The sequence below is a fragment of the Stenotrophomonas sp. SMYL41 genome (assembly GCF_036319965.1).
GTDB lineage: Bacteria > Pseudomonadota > Gammaproteobacteria > Xanthomonadales > Xanthomonadaceae > Stenotrophomonas > Stenotrophomonas maltophilia_R.
Genome location: NZ_JAWIRX010000018.1, coordinates 32622 through 51197, shown reverse-complemented (window position 1 = coordinate 51197; position 18576 = coordinate 32622). Strand labels below are relative to the sequence as shown.

14 protein-coding genes and 1 riboswitch are annotated in these 18576 nt (G+C 66.9%); of the genes, 11 read left to right on the top strand and 3 right to left on the bottom strand.

Going from position 1 to position 18576, the window contains the following annotated elements:
• Nucleotides 1-86 precede the first annotated feature (86 nt).
• On the bottom strand, nt 87-1931 hold the full coding sequence (gene thiC / locus V3B30_RS18285) for a phosphomethylpyrimidine synthase ThiC (RefSeq protein WP_262083719.1): 1845 nt from the start codon (nt 1929-1931) through the stop codon (nt 87-89).
• A gap of 82 nt (nt 1932-2013) precedes the next feature.
• Nucleotides 2014-2115: riboswitch (TPP riboswitch) on the bottom strand.
• Between the two features lie 266 nt (nt 2116-2381).
• On the opposite strand from thiC, the gene V3B30_RS18280 reads away from it, so the two are divergent.
• Nucleotides 2382-3959, top strand: coding sequence for a BCCT family transporter (locus V3B30_RS18280; RefSeq protein WP_262083718.1), 1578 nt, complete (start codon nt 2382-2384; stop codon nt 3957-3959).
• Between the two features lie 568 nt (nt 3960-4527).
• Here V3B30_RS18280 and ggt read toward each other — a convergent pair.
• On the bottom strand, nt 4528-6321 hold the full coding sequence (ggt, locus tag V3B30_RS18275) for a gamma-glutamyltransferase (protein WP_262083717.1): 1794 nt from the start codon (nt 6319-6321) through the stop codon (nt 4528-4530).
• 614 nt (nt 6322-6935) lie between these two features.
• Here ggt and ilvC point away from each other — a divergent pair.
• The 9 genes from ilvC to leuB all read left to right on the top strand — a co-directional run bounded on the left by ilvC (nt 6936) and on the right by leuB (nt 16593).
• Complete coding sequence (gene ilvC / locus V3B30_RS18270; RefSeq protein WP_014038401.1) at nt 6936-7910, top strand: ketol-acid reductoisomerase; 975 nt, start codon at nt 6936-6938, stop codon at nt 7908-7910.
• Nucleotides 7911-7949: 39 nt separating this feature from the next.
• Complete coding sequence (gene ilvG / locus V3B30_RS18265; protein WP_262083716.1) at nt 7950-9686, top strand: acetolactate synthase 2 catalytic subunit; 1737 nt, start codon at nt 7950-7952, stop codon at nt 9684-9686.
• Nucleotides 9670-9921 (top strand): ACT domain-containing protein, encoded by a 252-nt coding sequence (locus V3B30_RS18260; protein WP_100473848.1) that lies wholly within the window; start codon nt 9670-9672, stop codon nt 9919-9921. Before ilvG ends, V3B30_RS18260 begins: the two co-directional genes overlap by 17 nt.
• A 96-nt stretch (nt 9922-10017) precedes the next feature.
• Entirely contained in the window at nt 10018-11109 is a 1092-nt protein-coding gene (locus tag V3B30_RS18255) for a threonine dehydratase (RefSeq protein ID WP_262083715.1), read from the top strand.
• On the top strand, nt 11106-12692 hold the full coding sequence (locus V3B30_RS18250) for a 2-isopropylmalate synthase (protein ID WP_262083714.1): 1587 nt from the start codon (nt 11106-11108) through the stop codon (nt 12690-12692). The genes V3B30_RS18255 and V3B30_RS18250 overlap by 4 nt, the downstream gene beginning before the upstream one ends.
• Nucleotides 12693-12702: 10 nt before the next feature.
• Entirely contained in the window at nt 12703-13482 is a 780-nt protein-coding gene (locus tag V3B30_RS18245; protein ID WP_262083713.1) for a class I SAM-dependent methyltransferase, read from the top strand.
• 60 nt (nt 13483-13542) lie between these two features.
• Complete coding sequence (gene leuC / locus V3B30_RS18240; protein WP_262083712.1) at nt 13543-14961, top strand: 3-isopropylmalate dehydratase large subunit; 1419 nt, start codon at nt 13543-13545, stop codon at nt 14959-14961.
• Nucleotides 14961-15539 carry a 3-isopropylmalate dehydratase small subunit gene (gene leuD, locus V3B30_RS18235; RefSeq protein WP_100473853.1) on the top strand — a complete coding sequence of 193 codons (579 nt, stop codon included), beginning with the start codon at nt 14961-14963 and terminating at the stop codon, nt 15537-15539. Before leuC ends, leuD begins: the two co-directional genes overlap by 1 nt.
• Complete coding sequence (gene leuB, locus V3B30_RS18230) at nt 15529-16593, top strand: 3-isopropylmalate dehydrogenase (RefSeq protein WP_262083711.1); 1065 nt, start codon at nt 15529-15531, stop codon at nt 16591-16593. The genes leuD and leuB overlap by 11 nt, the downstream gene beginning before the upstream one ends.
• Nucleotides 16594-16707: 114 nt before the next feature.
• Here the strand turns inward: leuB and V3B30_RS18225 are convergent, their stop codons facing one another.
• Nucleotides 16708-17481, bottom strand: a complete 774-nt coding sequence (locus V3B30_RS18225; protein ID WP_100473855.1) for an SDR family oxidoreductase — start codon at nt 17479-17481, stop codon at nt 16708-16710.
• Nucleotides 17482-17598: 117 nt separating this feature from the next.
• Between V3B30_RS18225 and V3B30_RS18220 the strand changes: the two genes are divergently transcribed.
• The gene (locus V3B30_RS18220; RefSeq protein ID WP_100473856.1) at nt 17599-18504 is read left to right on the top strand and encodes a LysR family transcriptional regulator; all 906 of its coding nucleotides are present in this window, start codon (nt 17599-17601) and stop codon (nt 18502-18504) included.
• The last annotated feature ends 72 nt before the right edge of the window (nt 18505-18576 follow it).

Sequence of the window (18576 nt, the reverse complement as noted above, 5' to 3'; positions counted from 1 at the left end):
CGCCCGGGGGGCTCTGCCGGGCCCTTCGGGGGTTCCTGGTTGCGGCGCGGTCGGCCCGCCCCCCGCCCGCCACCCCCGTTTCCGCATCAACCCTGGCGGTAGACCTCGGCGCCAGCAGCGCGGAACTCTTCCGACTTCTCCTTCATGCCGGCCTCGGCGTAGTCACGCACGTCCTGGGTGATCTTCATCGAACAGAAATGCGGGCCGCACATCGAGCAGAAGTGCGCCAGCTTGTGCGCATCCTTCGGCAGCGTCTCGTCATGGAACTCCTTGGCCTTCTCCGGATCCAGGCCAAGGTGGAACTGGTCTTCCCAGCGGAATTCGAAGCGCGCTTTGCTCAGTGCGTTGTCGCGCACCTGCGCGCCGGGATGGCCCTTGGCAAGGTCGGCCGCATGCGCGGCGATGCGATAGGCCATGATGCCGTCGCGCACGTCCTGGCGATTGGGCAGGCCCAGGTGCTCCTTCGGCGTCACGTAGCAGAGCATGGCCGTGCCGAACCAGCCGATCATCGCCGCACCGATCGCACTGGTGATGTGGTCGTAGCCCGGTGCGATATCGGTGGTCAGCGGGCCCAGCGTGTAGAACGGCGCTTCACCGCACTCGCGCAGCTGCTTGTCCATGTTCTCCTTGATCAGCTGCATCGGCACATGGCCAGGGCCTTCGATCATGGTCTGCACATCATGCTTCCAGGCGATCTTCGTCAGCTCACCCAGCGTTTCCAGCTCACCGAACTGCGCCGCGTCGTTGGCATCGGCGATGCAGCCCGGACGCAGGCCATCGCCCAGCGAGAAGGTCACGTCGTAGGCCTTCATGATTTCGCAGATCTCTTCGAAGTGTGTGTAGAGGAAGTTCTCCTCATGGTGCGCCAGGCACCACTTGGCCATGATCGAGCCGCCCCGGCTGACGATGCCGGTCACGCGCTTGGCAGTGAGCGGCACATAGCGCAGCAGCACGCCGGCATGGATGGTGAAGTAGTCCACGCCCTGCTCGGCCTGCTCGATCAGCGTGTCGCGGAAGATCTCCCAGGTGAGCGCTTCGGCACGGCCATCAACCTTCTCCAGCGCCTGGTAGATCGGCACGGTACCGATCGCCACCGGCGAGTTGCGGATGATCCACTCGCGGGTCTCATGGATGTGCTTGCCGGTGGACAGGTCCATCACCGTGTCGCCGCCCCAGCGGATCGCCCACACCAGCTTCTCCACTTCCTCGGCGATGCCCGAGGACACGGCGCTGTTGCCGATGTTGGCGTTGATCTTGGTCAGGAAGTTGCGGCCGATGATCATCGGCTCGCTTTCCGGATGGTTGATGTTGTTGGGCAGCACCGCACGGCCGCGCGCGATCTCATCGCGCACGAATTCTGGCGTGATGATCTTCTGGATCGAAGCCCCGAACGCCTCGCCCGGGTGCTGCTGCAGCAGGCCGGCATCGCGGATCGCTTCCAGCCGCTGGTTCTCACGGATGGCGACGAATTCCATTTCCGGCGTGATGATGCCGCGGCGCGCGTAGTGCATCTGGGTGACGTTCGCACCTGCCCGTGCACGGCGCGGCAGGCTGCGCGCAGGGAAACGCACGGCATCGAGCTTGGGATCCTGCTCGCGGCCGCGGCCGAACGACGAACTCAGGCCGTCGAGCTGCTCGGTATCGCCGCGTTCCTCCACCCAACCGCGACGCAGCGCCGGCAGGCCCGCGGAAAGATCAATACGCACGTCCGGATCGGTGTAGGGGCCAGACGTGTCATAGACCGTGACCGGTGCATTCTCTTCGCCTCCGAACAGCGTCGGCGTGCGGGTCAGCGCGATCTCGCGCATCGGCACCTGCAGATCCGGACGCGAACCGGGCACGTGGATCTTGCGCGAGCCGGGAATGGGCCGGGTCACGGATTCGGAGAGTTGCTGGGCCTGTTGCTGCAGGGCGGAGAGCTGTGCGTTCATCGGGCATCGTCCAGAAAGGTCAGGGACGAAGCGGCGGCGCACTGCGCCCGCGCACGGACGGTCCTTGGGCGGAGTCCGGGCACGGCTGCACTGCAAAGCTTCCCTACGCCGGTATGAGCCGGATCAGGTTCCAAGGGACTGTCTCAACCGTGGCCGCTTGGCCGCGGTACCCCCGCTTCTTGATGTGCATTAGAGCATAGACCGCCCGCCTCCGGAGTTAGCCCCGAGGGTCAGATCCGCTTCCCTGCGGAAAGCGGATCTGACCCCAATCGCTATTCGTTAACAGAACCATGACGTCGCGTTCAGTAACGTGCACGCGCATCGTGTCGCTGCGACCGGTGTTTCCTTCGCCGTCTTCGCGGCCCCTGCCCGGCTCGTGCTGCATGCCGCCGGCCCTTCGCTGCAAGCTCTGCTCGCTCCCCTCAATCCCTTGATCGGAGAAGCTCCTTCATGGTGTTTCGCGTTTCCATCGCACTGGTCCTGCTGCTGGTGCTGCTTGCCGGTGTTGCACCGGGCCCCTTCAATGCCGTGGTGCAGAGCATCCTCGGTGAACTCATCCGCGGCATCGGCTGGCTTTACCTGCTGGTCGTGTTCCTGACGCTGGTGTTCCTGATGTACCTGGCGTTCGGCCGCTTCGGCAACCTGCGCATCGGTGGCGAAGACGCCGAGCCCGAATTCTCGCGGGCCAGCTGGATGTCGATGCTGTTCGCCGCCGGCATGGGTATCGGCCTGGTGTTCTGGGGCGCGGCCGAGCCCATTTCGCACTTCAGCAAGCCGCCCGAGGGCCTGGCGCCGGAAAGCATGGATGCTGCGCGCGCATCGATGCGCTATGCATTCTTCCACTGGGGCCTGCACCCGTGGGCCATCTATGCACTGATCGGCCTGGCAATGGCCTGGTTCCGGTTCAACCGCAATGGCCGCGGCCAGATCAGCGACATGCTGCAGCCCATCATCGGCCGCCACCATCGCGGCTGGATCGGGCACATCGTCAACATCTCCGCGGTCGTTGCCACTGCAGTGGGCGTGGCCACCGCACTGGGCTTTGGAACGGTGCAGATCGCGGCCGGCGTGGAGCGCGTGTTCGGCGTGCAGGCGGGCGTGCCCCTGCAGCTGACGATCATTGCGGTGGCCTTCGTTCTATACATGGCGTCCACGCTCAGCGGCGTCGGCCGCGGCATGAAATGGCTCTCCAACTTCAACCTGGCACTGGCGGCGTTGTTGCTGGCCCTGGTGCTGGTGCTGGGCCCTACCGGCGCGATCTTCAACACCTTCACCACCACGCTGGGCTCCTACCTCAACCAGCTGGTGACGATGAGCCTGCGCATGTCGCCGTTCTCATCCAGCACCTGGGTGGCCGACTGGACGATCTTCTACTGGGCCTGGTGGATTTCGTGGGCGCCCTTCGTCGGTTCCTTCATTGCTCGCATCTCGCGCGGGCGCAGCGTACGGGAGTTCGTTGTCTGCGTCGTCATGGCGCCGACGTTGCTTGGCTTCTTCTGGTTCTCGGTCTTCGGCGGCAGTGCCATCTGGATGCAGATTTTCGGACAGGCAGACCTGTTACAGGCATTGGGCAATGGCTATGAAACGGTCCTGTTTACGATGTTTGACAGCATGCCGCTGCCTGTGCTGCTGTCGTGCACTGCGCTGTTGTTGCTGATGATCTTCTTCGTGACATCCGCGGATTCGGCGGTGCTGGTGCTGGCCACCATGTCCACCGACGACGCAGGCGAGCCTTCGCAGAGGCACAAGATTGCGTGGGGCGTGGGAATCGCCCTGATCGCCGGCTCTCTGCTGCTGGCCGGCGGCCTCGAGGCGCTACAGGGCATGATCACGATTGCGGCGCTGCCGTTCGCGCTGCTGATGGTGCTGGTGATGGTGTCGCTGCACCGCGTGCTGGACCAGGAGTACACACGCGAGCGGCGGCAGGCGCAGCGCCAGCGGCACATGATCGATGCCTGGATCGCACGCGAGATGGCGGCGCAGGAGGAGACCCAGGCGGAGGCCGCGCGCGCGCACGATCAGGATTGAGGGGGTTTTGCAGCCTGCGGCTGCACTGCTTTTCTCAAGCAACAGCAACAGCAACTTCAACGGCGGCTCTGGGTTGCTGTTGGTTGGGCGGGTCGGTGTGGGCTGGCAGGACACGCCGTAAACCCGTCCCTGGGGGCTCGATGGCGCCATCCATGGCGCCAACGGTCCTGCCGGCCCACACCGCCCCACCCCCGACAGTTTCCGTGTGACGGTGGGTTTTCCACGCCATGCGTGTTTGCGGTGTAGCGCACACCCGGACGGGGTGGGAGCCGCTTTCCTATGGAAAACGGATCCGACCCCAACCCAAAGCGCGCGGCTGTTGCCTTTGCTGTTGCTGTTGCCTTTGCTCTTGCTCTTCTTTTTTCTTTTCCTGCGGTGACGGACACGGAAACTGTCCGTGGCCGGGCGGGTGGGTTGGCTGGGGGCGTGAGCCGCATGGATGCGGCGACCGAGCCTACAGGGACGTATTCACGGCGTCCCCCAGACAATCCACCCGCCCGGCCCAATCACGCAATCCAGCTTCTAAACCGACACCGCAGAGGGGGCTCAGCCCGGCGGCCGGGAAACCTCAATACCCCGCCGCCTGCCCATCCTTGCGGCTCTCCGAGGCACCGTAGTAAACCCCGGTGTCGGGATCACGCATGATCGCCTGGTACCCGCCATAGGGACCATCGGCAAACACGATGCGATGCCCCTTGCGCATCAGCGCACGCACTGTTTCATACGGGAACCCGGTTTCCAGATTCACCTCGCCGCCATCGGACATTGCCGTAGCCTGCCCGGTCGGTTCGGTCGAGCCTTCGTGCTGGATGCGCGGCGCATCACCGGCTTCCTGCAGATTCATCCCGAAGTCCACCAGGTTCATCACTATCTGCGCATGACCCTGCGGCTGCATCGCGCCGCCCATCACCCCGAAGCTGGCATACGGCTTGCCACCCTTGGTGATGAAGGCCGGGATGATGGTCTGGAACGGCCGCTTGCCCGGTGCGTAGCCGTTGGGATGGTTCTTCTGCAGCACGAACATCTCGCCACGATCCTGCAGGATGAAGCCCAGCCCCGGCGGCGCCATGCCACTGCCCATGCCGCGGTAGTTGGACTGGATCAGTGACACCATCATGCCGTCGGCGTCGGCCACGGTCATGTAGATCGTGTCGCCCTCTTCCAGCTGCTTCGGCGTCCCCGGCTGCACTTCCTTCAGCGCTTTGTCCATCGAGATCAGCGCGCGGCGCTGTGCGGCGTATTCCTTGGAGATCAGCTTCTGCACCGGCGCCGGCTGGAACGCCATGTCGGCATAGAAGCGCGCACGGTCGGCAAAGGCCAGCTTCTTCGCTTCAACGAACAGGTGCACGTGCTCCGGTGAACCGAACGGGATCTTGGAGAAGTCGTAGCCCTCCAGCACGTTGAGGATCTGCAGCGCAGCGATGCCCTGGCTGTTCGGTGGCAGTTCCCATACGTCGTAGCCACGGTAGTTGCTGCTGACCGGTTCGACCCACTCACCGTTGTGGTCGGCCATGTCCTGGTAGCTCAGGTAGCCACCATTGGCCTTGAAGTAGTCGCCGATGGTACGGGCGATGTCACCCTTGTAGAAAGCGTCGCGCCCGCCGTCGGCGATCTTCTGCAGCGTGCTGGCCAGGTTCGGGCTCTTCCACATCTCGCCCTTGCGCGGGGCGTGGCCGTTGATCGTGAACTGCTCCTTGAAGCCCGGGTACTGCGACAGTTTGGGCACCGAGCGGTCCCAGTAGTAGGCGATCACCTCGGCCACCGGGTGGCCCTCGCGGGCATAGCGGATGGCCGGCGCCAGGTTGTCCGCCATCGGCTTGCGGCCGAAGCGGTCGTGCAGCGCGAACCAGCCATCGACCGCGCCGGGCACGGACACCGGCAGCGGGCCGGTAGCCGGGATGTCCTTCAGGCCACGACGCTGGAACTCGGCCAGGGTCAGCGACTTCGGCGAGCGGCCCGAGCCGTTGTAGCCATAGAGCTTCTGCGTCTTCGGGTCCCAGACGATGGCGAACAGGTCACCACCGATGCCGTTGCCGGTGGGCTCCATCAGGCCGAGCGCGGCGTTGGCGGCAATCGCCGCGTCCACGGCCGAGCCACCGCCCTTCATCACGTCCAGCGCAATCTGGGTGGCCAGTGGCTGCGAGGTGGCGGCCATCGCATGCGGGGCGATCACCTCCGAACGGGTGGCGAAGGTGTGACCGGTGATGCGGTCGGCGGCAAAGGACAGCGCGGGCACGGCAGCCAGCACGGCGGCGGCGAGCAGGGAACGGGCAAGGCGTCGGGACACGGTCGGGTTCCGATGGAAGGGTGGTTCCCCGATCTTCGCCGCTGCAGCCTTCACGCGGTATCGGGCAGAGGTCATGGGCGTTGATCCTGGGGTGGGTGCGGAACACGGTCCGCCCCACCAAGGCCAAAATCCGCCGGATTCCGCGCAAAAGCGGCCCTGAAAGGAGTGAATTCGGGTTCACCGAATCACTTTCAGCGGCAACCATCCTTGTGCCACAAGCGATTGCGCTGGATGCAGCGGAAACCGATAAAAAATCCGTTGCGAGGGTTGACATCGCCGAAACGGCTGTGTTTCTCTCGATCACATGCTGCAACACAACACGCCACCGCGAACCCACATCGAAGCCGCCGACATCGGCGCCGCATCGCTGCGTTCGATTCTTGTGCTCGTACTTATTACCCAACCCACAGGTGCGGGACGAGCCAGCGTGTAAGCAACAAACACACCGGAACTCTTCAAAAACCCGCACCCGCTCCGGTGCGGGTTTTTTCATTCCAGAACCTGGTTTCAGACGCAACCACCATGAACAACGCCAACTTCAAAACCTGGAGCAGCACCACCACGACGCCTCGTGGTCGCTGTGCCTGTGCGACGCATGGCGCCTCCTCCACCGCTTTCCCCTGACCGGCCGGCACGTCACTTCGACGACCGGCCGTTCTTTTTTCTTCCCACCGCAAGGAACCTCCCCCATGAGCACCAACGACCTGCCCCAGACCAAGATCGCCGTCATCGGCTACGGCAGCCAGGGCCGCGCCCACGCACTGAACCTGCGCGAATCCGGCTTCGACGTGGTGGTAGGCCTGCGTCCGGGCGGCCCGACCGAGGTCAAGGCACAGGCCGATGGCTTCACCGTGAAAGCACCGGCCGACGCAGTGAAGGATGCGGACCTGGTTGCCGTGCTGACGCCGGACATGGTGCAGAAGAAGCTCTACGACGACGTGCTGGCTGCGAACATGAAACAGGGTGCGGTGCTGTTGTTCGCGCACGGCCTGAACGTGCACTTCGACATGATCAAGCCGCGCGAGGACCTGGACGTGGTGCTGGTCGCGCCCAAGGGACCGGGTGCGCTGGTGCGCCGCGAGTATGAAATCGGCCGTGGCGTGCCGTGCATCTGGGCGGTCTACCAGGACAAGAGCGGCAAGGCGGCCGAGTACGCCCTGGCCTATGCGGCCGGCCTCGGCGGTGCACGCGCCAACCTGATCCAGACGACCTTCAAGGAAGAGACCGAGACCGATCTGTTCGGCGAACAGGCGGTGCTGTGCGGCGGTGCCTCGGCGCTGGTGCAGGCCGGTTTCGAGACGCTGGTCGAGGCCGGCTACCAGCCCGAGATCGCCTACTACGAAGTGCTGCACGAACTGAAGCTGATCGTCGACCTGTTCTACGAAGGTGGCATCTCGCGCATGCTGGAGTTCATCTCCGAAACCGCGCAGTACGGCGACTACGTCAGTGGCCCGCGGGTGATCGACGCCGGCACCAAGGCGCGCATGAAGGAGGTCCTGAAGGACATCCAGGACGGCACCTTCACCAAGAACTGGGTGGCCGAGTACGAAGCGGGCCTGCCGAACTACAACAGGTTCAAGCAGGCCGACCTGGAGCACCCGATCGAAAAGGTGGGCAAGGAACTGCGCGCCAAGATGGTCTGGTTGCAAGGACAGGCCGCGTAACCGCGCGGCCCTCCCCCACCCGCTTTGCAAGGTTCCCCCATGAACTCTTCCACACATCGCAGCGCGCCGCCCAATGGCGCGCGCTGGCTGACCCAGGCGCTGGAGGCCGAGGGCGTCCACACGCTGTTCGGCTATCCCGGCGGCACCATCATGCCGTTCTACGACGCGCTGGTGGATTCGTCGCTGAAGCACGTCCTGGTGCGCCATGAGCAGGGCGCTGCGCTGGCTGCCAATGGTTTTGCCCGCGCCAGCAACCAGGTGGGCGTCTGCGTGGCCACCTCCGGTCCGGGCGCCTCCAACCTGGTCACCGGCATCGCCGACGCGATGCTGGATTCGGTGCCGATGGTCTGCATCACCGGCCAGGTCGCCACGCCGCTGCTGGGCACCGACGCCTTCCAGGAGCTGGATGTGTTCGGCCTGACGTTGCCGATCGTCAAGCACAGCTGGCTGGTGCGCAGCGTCGACGACCTGCCCCGCGTGGTCGCCGATGCCTTCCGCATCGCCCGCGAAGGCCGGCCCGGCCCGGTGCTGATCGACCTGCCCAAGGACGTGCAGCTGGCCGATGCCAGCCATCTGCCGGCGCACGTGCCGAGCAGCGTCGAGCCGCCGCCGGCCCCGGCCGAAGCTGCCATCGCCGAGGCCATCGCCGCATTGGCGGCCGCCGAAAAGCCGGTGGTCTACGCCGGTGGTGGCATCGCGCTGGGCGATGCGGTGCAGGACCTGCGCGACTTCGTCGAGGCCAGCGCCATCCCCACCGTAATGACCCTGCGCGGGCTGGGCGCACTGCCGGCCAACCACCCGCAGTCGCTGGGCATGCTGGGCATGCATGGCACCCGCGCGGCCAACATGGCGGTGCAGGAAAGCGACCTGCTGCTGGTGCTGGGCGCACGCTTCGATGACCGCGCCACCGGCAAGCTGGCCGAGTTCGCACCGTTCGCCCGTGTCGTCCACATCGATGCCGACGCCTACGAGATCTCCAAGCTGCGCAGCGCCGATGTCGCCGTGCCCGGCAATGTCGGCCATGCCATCCGCGCCCTGCGTGCGGCCTTCCCCTCCCCCGAGGCCCACCAGGACGCATGGCGCAAGCGCTGTGCACAGCATCGCGATCGTTTCGCTGCGCGTTACGACGCGCCCGGCCAGCACATCTACGCACCGGCCATGCTGAAGCGCCTGAGCGAGCTGGCGCCGGCCGATGCGGTGATCGCCTGCGATGTCGGCCAGCACCAGATGTGGGTGGCGCAGCACTGCCGCTTCAACCACCCGCGCAACCACCTGACCAGCGGCGCCCTGGGCACCATGGGCTTCGGCCTGCCGGCTGCGATGGGTGCGCAGTTCGCCTGCCCCGATCGCACCGTCGTGCTGGTGTCCGGCGACGGCAGCTTCATGATGAACGTGCAGGAGCTGGCCACCATCGCCCGCTGCCGCCTGCCGGTGAAGATCGTGCTGCTGGACAACAGTTCGCTGGGCATGGTGCGGCAGTGGCAGGAGCTGTTCTTCGCCGAGCGTTACAGCGAGATCGACCTGTCCGACAACCCGGACTTCGTGGCGTTGGCGCAGGTGTTCGGCATTGCCGCGACCCGCATCGACGCGCGTGATGACGTCGAGGGTGGCCTGGCCGCGCTGCTGGCCGAGCCCGGCCCGGCGCTGCTGCACGTGGCCATCGACGCACGCGCCAACGTGTGGCCGCTGGTGCCGCCGAACACCGCCAACAGCACGATGCTGGAAAGCAATCCCGCCCACGCCCGCCAGGAGACCCCCAATGCAATACCGGCTTGACCTGGTGCTGCACCCGGCCGAAGGCGCGCTGCTGCGCGTGATCGGCATGGCCGAACGCCGTGGCTTCGCGCCGCGTGCGATCACCGGTGCGCCGATGGCCGCCGACGATGGCCGCTGGCACCTGCAGCTGGTGGTGGATGGACAGCGTCCGCCGGAGACCCTGTGCCGGCAGATGGAGAAGATCTACGACTGCGTGTCCGTGCAGGTCACCGCCGTGGAAGGAGCATCCGTATGAACACCCGTACCGTAGCGAGCACGGTGCCGGTACGGAGGCGTCTTCTTCGCCGCCCGTGCCCGCATGCGGCGGTCGCCTGCACCGCGCCGGTGGCCCATGCCGGCCGCTGATGCCAGCCAGGAAAGCGATGTCGGCGACGTAAGCGTCGCCGACGTACTGGCGGCGCAGGCCCGGCTGCGCCGCTTCCTGCCGCACACCCCGCTGCACCATTCCGAGCGCTTCGGCACCTGGCTGAAGCTGGAGAACCTGCAGCGCACCGGGTCCTACAAAGTGCGCGGCGCGTTGAACGCGCTGCTGGCCGGCCGCGAGCGCGGCGATACCCGGCCGGTGATCTGTGCCTCGGCCGGCAACCACGCCCAAGGCGTGGCGTGGGCCGCCTACCGCCTGGACGTGCCGGCCATCACCGTGATGCCGCATGGCGCACCGGCCACCAAGATCGCCGGCGTCGCCCATTGGGGCGCGACCGTGCGCCAGCACGGCAACAGCTATGACGAGGCCTACGCCTTCGCGGTCGATCTGGCACAACGCCACGGCTACCGCTTCCTGTCCGCGTTCGACGATGCCGACGTGATCGCCGGCCAGGGCACGGTCGGCATCGAGCTGGCCGCACACGCGCCGGACGTGGTAATCGTTCCGATCGGCGGCGGTGGGCTGGCGTCCGGCGTTGCACTGGCACTGAAATCGCAGGGCGTGCGCGTGGTCGGCGCGCAGGTGGAGGGCGTCGACTCGATGGCGCGTGCGATCCGTGGCGACGTGCGCGAGATCGCCCCCGTCGCGTCGCTGGCCGATGGCGTCCGGGTGAAGATTCCCGGCTTCCTGACCCGCCGCCTGTGCACCTCGCTGCTGGACGACGTGGTGATCGTGCGCGAGGCCGAACTGCGCGAAACCCTGGTCCGGCTGGCGCTGGAGGAACACATCATCGCCGAGGGCGCGGGCGCGTTGGCGCTGGCCGCTGGCCGCCGCGTCGCCGGCCGCCGCAAGTGCGCAGTGGTCTCCGGCGGCAATATCGATGCCGGCGTTCTGGCCGGCCTGCTCACCGACATCCGCCCGCGCCCGCCACGCAAACCACGGCGACGGCGCAGTGAAACCCCGCGCTCGCCCGGCAGGGCCAGCGCTTCCGCATCTCCCACCTCTTCCCCTTCCCCCCTGCAAGCCGTTGCACCCGCTGTCGAGGAGATTTCCCTGTGACCACCATCGAACGAATTACCACCCCGCGCATCCGCATCTTCGACACCACCCTGCGTGACGGCGAGCAGTCCCCCGGCTGCAGCATGAGCCCACCGCAGAAGCTGGTGATGGCGCGTGCGCTGGATGAACTGGGCGTGGACATCATCGAGACCGGCTTCCCGGCCAGCTCGCAGTCCGACCGCGAGGCGATGGCGCTGATCGGCCGCGAACTGCGCCGCCCCAGCCTGAGCCTGGCGGTGCTGTCGCGCTGCCTGCAGGCCGACATCGAGACCTCGGCACGTGCCCTGGAGGCCGCCGCCAACCCGCGCCTGCACGTGTTCCTGTCGACCAGCCCGTTGCACCGCGAGCACAAGCTGCGCATGACCCGCGAGCAGGTACTGGAGTCGGTACGCAAGCACGTCTCGCTGGCCCGGTCCTACATCGACGATGTCGAGTTCTCGGCCGAGGATGCCACCCGTACCGAACTGGACTACCTGATCGAGGTCTCGCGCGTGGCGATCGCCGCTGGCGCCACCACCATCAACCTGCCCGACACCGTCGGCTTCACTACGCCGGAAGAAATCCGCGCGATGTTCCAGCAGGTCATCGCCGGTGTCGCCGACGTGCCGAATGCCGCCAACGTGATCTTCAGTGCGCATTGCCACAACGACCTGGGCCTGGCCGTGGCCAACTCGCTGGCCGCCGTCGAAGGCGGCGCCCGGCAGGTCGAGTGCACCATCAACGGCATCGGCGAGCGCGCCGGCAACTGCTCGCTGGAAGAAATCGCAATGGTGCTGAAGGTGCGCCAGGCCTTCTACGAGCAGGACAGCTCGATCAATACCCCGCGCATCGTCGGCACCTCGCAGCTGCTGCAGCGCCTGGTCGGCATGCCGGTACAGCGCAACAAGGCCATCGTCGGCGCCAATGCCTTTGCCCACGAATCGGGCATCCACCAGCACGGCATGCTGCGCCATCGCGGCACCTACGAAATCATGCGGCCGGAAGACGTGGGCTGGGAGGATTCACAGATGGTGCTGGGCCGCCACAGTGGCCGCGCCGCCGTCGAAGCGCGCCTGCGTGCGCTGGGCTTCTGGCTGGACGAAGACGAACTGAAGCTGGTGTTCGAGCAGTTCAAGGGGCTGTGCGAGCAGCAGCGCGTGGTCACCGATGCCGACCTGCAGACGCTGATGCAGGGCGGCTCCAACGCGCAGGGCTACCGCCTGGCGTCGATGACCATCAGCGACGTCGGCAGCCGCGCCAATGCGTTGGTCGAACTGTCCGATCCGGACGGCAACCGCGTGGCCGAGACCGCACAGGGCGACGGCCCGGTCGATGCGCTGTTCGGCGCACTGTCGGCTGCCACCGGCGTGCAGCTGATGCTGGACAGCTACCACGTACACAGCGTCGGCATCGGCGCCGATGCGCGCGGCGAGGCCAACCTGAGCGTGCGCCACGAAGGCGTGGAGTACGACGGTACCGGTACCAGCAAGGACATCATTGAAGCCTCCGCACTGGCCTGGCTGGATGTGGCCAACCGCCTGCTGCGCCAGCGCCAGGCTACCGCCCCCAGCAGCGCCGACGTTCCCACCCCCGCCACCGCCTGAGGAACCCGAGATGAGCGCCTTCGACACCCCCACCCCGGCCAGCGCCGCTGGCCAGCAGTGGAACGCCCAGGACTATGCGATCGACGCCGGCTTCGTGCCGCTGCTCGGCGGCGCGGTATCGCGCCTGCTCGACCCGCGCGCCGGTGAACGCATCCTCGACCTGGGCTGTGGCGATGGCATGCTCAGCACCGAACTGGCGCTCAGTGGCGCACACATCCGCGGCGTGGATGCGTCGCCTGAACTGGTGATCGCCGCGCGTGCGCGCGGTGTCGATGCGCAGGTGATGGATGGCCACGCACTGACCTTCGACAACGCATTCGATGCGGTGTTCAGCAACGCCGCACTGCACTGGATGGCCAACCCCGATCAGGTGCTGGAAGGCGTGCGCCGCGCCCTGCGCCCTGGCGGCCGCTTCGTCGCCGAGTTCGGCGGCCATGGCAACGTGGCCACCATCGTCGCGGCGGTGCAGGCCGCGCGCGTGGCCCACGGCCATGGTGCCAGCGCCTTCCAGTGGTACTTCCCCACAGCCGATGCCTACGCCGATCGCCTGCGCCAGCATGGCTTCCAGGTGCAGCTGATCGAGTGCACGCCGCGCCCGACCGCACTGCCGACCGGCGTGGCCGGCTGGCTGCGGGTGTTCGCCGCACCGCTGCTGGACGACCTGCCCGCCGAGGCACGCGCGACCGTGCGCGAGGCCGCCACCGCGCTGCTGGCCGACCTGCCGCGCAACGCCGCCGGCCAGCCGCTGGCCGACTACGTGCGGCTGCGGGTACTTGCCCGTCGCCGCTGACATGATCCATTCGTCAACTTTTCCGATGTCCGCAACTTCGTACTTCTGCCAGGCATACGCATGACCTCCGCACCCCGCACCCTGTACGACAAACTGTGGGACGCCCACGTGGTTGTCCCTGAATCCGACAGCGCGCCCGCCGTGCTGTACATCGACCTGCACCTGATCCACGAGGTGACCTCGCCGCAGGCGTTCACCGAACTGCGCCAACGCGGCCTGTCACCGCGCCGGCCGGACCGTACCAAGGCAACGATGGACCACTCCACGCCAACCCTGCCGGCCGCCGCCGACGGCACGCTGCCCTACGCCAGCGCCGCCTCCGAAGCCCAGGTCGCCACGCTGGCGCGCAACTGCGCCGAGCACGGCATCGAGTTGTTCGACATGGCCTCGGACAACCGCGGCATCGTCCACGTGATCGCCCCGGAACAGGGGTTCACCCAGCCCGGCATGACCATCGTGTGCGGCGACAGCCACACCTCCACCCATGGTGCGTTCGGCTCGCTGGCCTTCGGCATCGGCACCAGCGAGGTCGGCCACGTGCTGGCCACGCAGTGCCTGCTGCAGCGCAAGGCCAAGACCCTGGCAATCACCGTCGATGGCGTCCTGGCGCCGGGCGTCGGTGCCAAGGATGTGGTGCTGCACATCATCGGCGTGATCGGCGTCAACGGTGGCACCGGCCACGTGATCGAGTTCCGTGGCAGCACCATCGAAGCGATGGACATGGAACAGCGCATGACCCTGTGCAACATGTCGATCGAGGCCGGCGCACGCGCCGGCATGGTGGCGCCGGACCAGGTCACCTTCGACTTCGTCGCCGCGACCCCGCGTGGTCCCAAGGGCGCCGACTTCGACGCTGCCGTGGCACGCTGGCAGCAGCTGCGCAGCGATGAAGGCGCACGCTTCGACAACGAGGTGCACATCGACGCCGCCGATATCCGCCCCACCCTGACCTGGGGCACCCACCCGGGCACCGCCATCGCGGTGGATGCGCCGATTCCAGCGGCCAATGATGCCGCCGCACAGAAGGGCCTGGACTACATGCACTTCCAGGCCGGCAAGGCGCTGGCGGGTACGCCGGTGGATGTGGTGTTCGTCGGTTCGTGCACCAATGGCCGCCTGAGCGACATGCGCGAAGTGGCGCAGGTCCTGCGCGGTCGCCGCGTCGCCGAGCGGGTGCGCATGCTGGTGGTGCCGGGTTCGGAGATCGTCAAGCGCGAGGCCGAGGCTGAGGGCATCGACGAGATCGTGCGTGCGGCCGGTGCCGAATGGCGCGAACCGGGCTGCTCGATGTGCATCGCCATGAACGGCGATCTGGTCGCACCCGGCCAGCTGGCCGTGAGCACCAGCAACCGCAATTTCGAGGGCCGCCAGGGTCCCGGTTCGCGCACGCTGCTGGCCTCGCCGATGAGCGCCGCGTGGGCCGCAGTGAACGGGCACGTTGCCGATACCCGCGACCTGTTCGCACAGGAGGTGGCGTGATGGCCGGTTTCCGTACCCTGACCTCGGCCAGCGTGGTGCTGCGCCAGACCAACATCGACACCGACCAGATCATCCCGGCCCGGTTCCTGTCCACCACCGAACGCGCCGGCCTCGGCCGCAACGCGTTCAATGACTGGCGCTGGCAGGCCGACGGCGCACCAGTAGCCGACTTCGCCTTCAACCAGCCGCACAACGCTGGCCGCAGCATCCTGCTGGCCGGCCGCAACTTCGGCTGCGGCTCGTCGCGCGAACACGCGCCCTGGGCACTGACCGACCTGGGCCTGCGCGCCATCGTCAGCAGCGAGATCGCCGACATTTTCCGCGGCAACGCGTTGAAGAACGGCCTGCTGCCGATCGTGCTGGACGAAGCCGACGTGCAGGCGCTGATGCAGCGCCCGGACGACGAGCTGACCATCGACGTGGCCTCGCGCGAACTGCGCACGCCGGACGGCCGCGTCTATTCCTTCCCGCTGGATGGCTTCTCGCAGACCTGCCTGCTGGAAGGCGTCGACCAGTTGGGGTATCTGTTGGGCCGTGTCCCTGAAATCGAACGCTACGAGAGTGAGCATGCACGCTGAAATTGTTGTCCTGCCCGGTGATGGCATCGGCCCGGAAGTGGCCGCCGCGGCAGTGGCCGTCCTGAAGGCGGTCGCCGAACGCTTCAACCACACCTTCACCTTCAGCGAGCACGATATCGGTGGCATCGCCATCGACCGCCACGGCGAACCGCTGCCGGCGTCGACCCTGGCGGCCTGCCAGGCCGCGAATGCGGTGCTGCTGGGCGCGGTCGGTGGCCCGAAGTGGTCCGACCCGAACGCCAAGGTGCGCCCGGAACAGGGCCTGCTGGCGATCCGCAAGGCACTGGGCCTGTATGCCAACCTGCGCCCGGTGCGTACCCACGAAGCCGCGCTGCACGCCTCGCCGATCAAGGCCGAGCTGCTGCAGGGGGTGGACTTCGTGGTGGTGCGTGAACTGACCGGCGGCATCTACTTCGGCGACAAGACCCGCGATGCCGGCAGCGCCAGCGACCTGTGCCGCTACACCGTGGCCGAGATCGAACGCGTCCTGCGCAGTGCGTTCCGCCTGGCGCAGCAGCGTCGCGGCAAGGTCACCTCGGTGGACAAGGCCAACGTGCTGGAGACCTCGCGACTCTGGCGTGACGTGGCCGCGCGCATCGGTCGCGACGAGTTCCCGGACGTAGCGCTGGAGCACCAGCTGGTCGATTCGATGGCCATGCACCTGCTGGCCAAGCCGCGCGAGTACGACGTGATCGTGACCGAGAACATGTTCGGCGACATCCTCACCGACGAGGCTTCAATGCTGGCCGGTTCGCTGGGCCTGCTGCCGTCGGCATCGCTGGGCGAACCGGGCGCGGTCGGCATCTACGAACCGATCCACGGTTCGGCCCCGGACATCGCCGGCAAGGGCATTGCCAATCCCTACGCGACGATCTTCAGCGCGGCGATGCTGCTGCGCCATTCGCTGGGGCTGGAAGCCGAAGCCGCCGCGGTGGAGGCGGCCGTGCATGCGGTGCTGGACGATGGCGTGTTCACCGCCGACCTGGCCGCCAAGGGCCGGGCGGTGAGCACCGCTGCCGCAACGGATGCGGTGCTGGCGCGCCTGAGCGCGTAATCGCTGTGCAGTAGAGCCACGCGATGCGTGGCCGTTGCCCGGCATTGAACCATGCGCAGCCGCCCGTGGGGTGGCTCTACCGAGGCCTGGTAGAGCCCCTCATGCGTGGCTGCGTTACTTGGTGGTGTAACCCCCATTGACCAGGATGGTCTGCCCGGTCATCCACCAGCCGTCGGTGACCAGGAAGCGGATCCACGGCACGATGTCGGCGATGTCGGTCAGGCCGGTGCGGGTGAACGCGGAAAGCGCCGCTGCGGTCTTGTGATACGCCTGCGCATCGGCACTCTCGGCCGGATAGAAGAATGGCGTATCCATCGGACCCGGGCCGATCGCGGTCACCGAGATGCCACGCTCACCGAACTCCTTCGACGCCGCGCGGGTGAAGTGCTCGACCGGTGCCTTGGTACCGGCGTAGCTGGAATAGAACGGCGTGAACGCGCCCAGCAGCGAGGTGACCAGGGTGCAGATGCGGCCGCCGTCGTTGACGTGGCGGCCGGCCTCCTTGAGGAAGAAGAACGCAGCCTTCGCGTTGACCGCACTCATCTCGTCGTACTCCGCTTCGCTGATCTCCAGCAGTGGCTTCTTCAGCACCTTGCCGACGGTGTTGATTGCGATGTCGGGACGGCCAACCGCAGCCACGGCATCGGCGAACAAGCGCTCCATCGCTGCCGCAGAGGTCAGGTCTCCCTGCAGGGCCACCGCTGTGCTGCCGGCGGCCTGCACGGCGGCGACGGTCGCTTCTGCATCGGCCTGGGTGGCGGCACTGTTGTAGTGGATGACGATGGCCTTGGCACCCTGGCTGGCGAAGTCGCGGGCGATCAGTCCGCCCAGGTTCTTGGCGCCACCGGCGATCAGTACGGTCTTGCCCTTGAGGGAATGGTCGGTCATGGCTTCGGTCTCGCGAGGGGGCTGCCCGGGGTGGCAACCCTGCCCTGACGACGATATCGTGCAGAAAATGCGGATAAAGCCCGCCACATTGACTTAACTTTCCAGAGTCAGCGAACAATGGATCGGATCGATCGTTTCCGCATCTTCACCCGGGTCGTGGAATGCGCCAGCTTCACCCGCGCCGCCGACCAGCTCGGCCTGCCCCGCTCCACCGTCTCGGCAGCGATTGCGGAGCTGGAGCAGCGGCTCGGTACCCGGCTGCTGCAGCGCTCGACCCGCCGGGTTTCCACCACGCATGACGGCGATGTGTTCCATGCCCGTTGCCTGCGCCTGATTGCCGAAGTTGAAGCGGCCGAATCCCTGTTCCGGCAGGACGACGCGCAGCCGGTGGGCCTGCTGAAGATCGATGTGCCCAGCCGCATCGGCCGTCGCATCCTCGCCCCGGCCCTGCCCGACTTCTTCGCGCGCCATCCACACGTTGAAGTGGACCTGGGCATGACCGACCGCGCGGTGAACCTCATCGAAGACGGCTGTGATGCGGTGCTGCGGGTCGGCCAGCTGGGCGACTCCAGTCTGGTGGCGCGCACGCTGGGCCAGCTCGACTTCGTCAACGTTGCCGCGCCGGCCTACCTACGTGAACACGGTGTGCCGCAGCACCCCGCCAACCTGCAGCAGCACCGCGCGGTGAACTACGCGTCGCCGACCACGGCCCGGGTGGAACCCTGGGAATGGCAGGACGGCGGCCAGCTGCGCACAGTGCCGATGCCCGGCTGGGTACGGGTCAACAGCGCCGAGGCCTCGATCGCCTGCTGCGTGGCCGGGCTGGGGTTGCTGCAGATTCCGCGCTACGACGTGCAGGCCGAACTGAACTCGGGTGCACTGGTGGAAGTGATGCCACAGCATGTCGCACAGCCCTTGCCGGTCACCTTGCTGCAGCCGCATCGGCAACACCGCGCGCCACGCGTGCAGGTGTTCATCGAATGGCTGCTGCCAGTGCTGAAGACCGGCCTGCAGCTGCAGTAGATCCACGCCGTGCGTGGATGTGCACATCGTGGATGGGGTCAGAGCCCATTCCCAGCGGGAAAGGGATCCGAC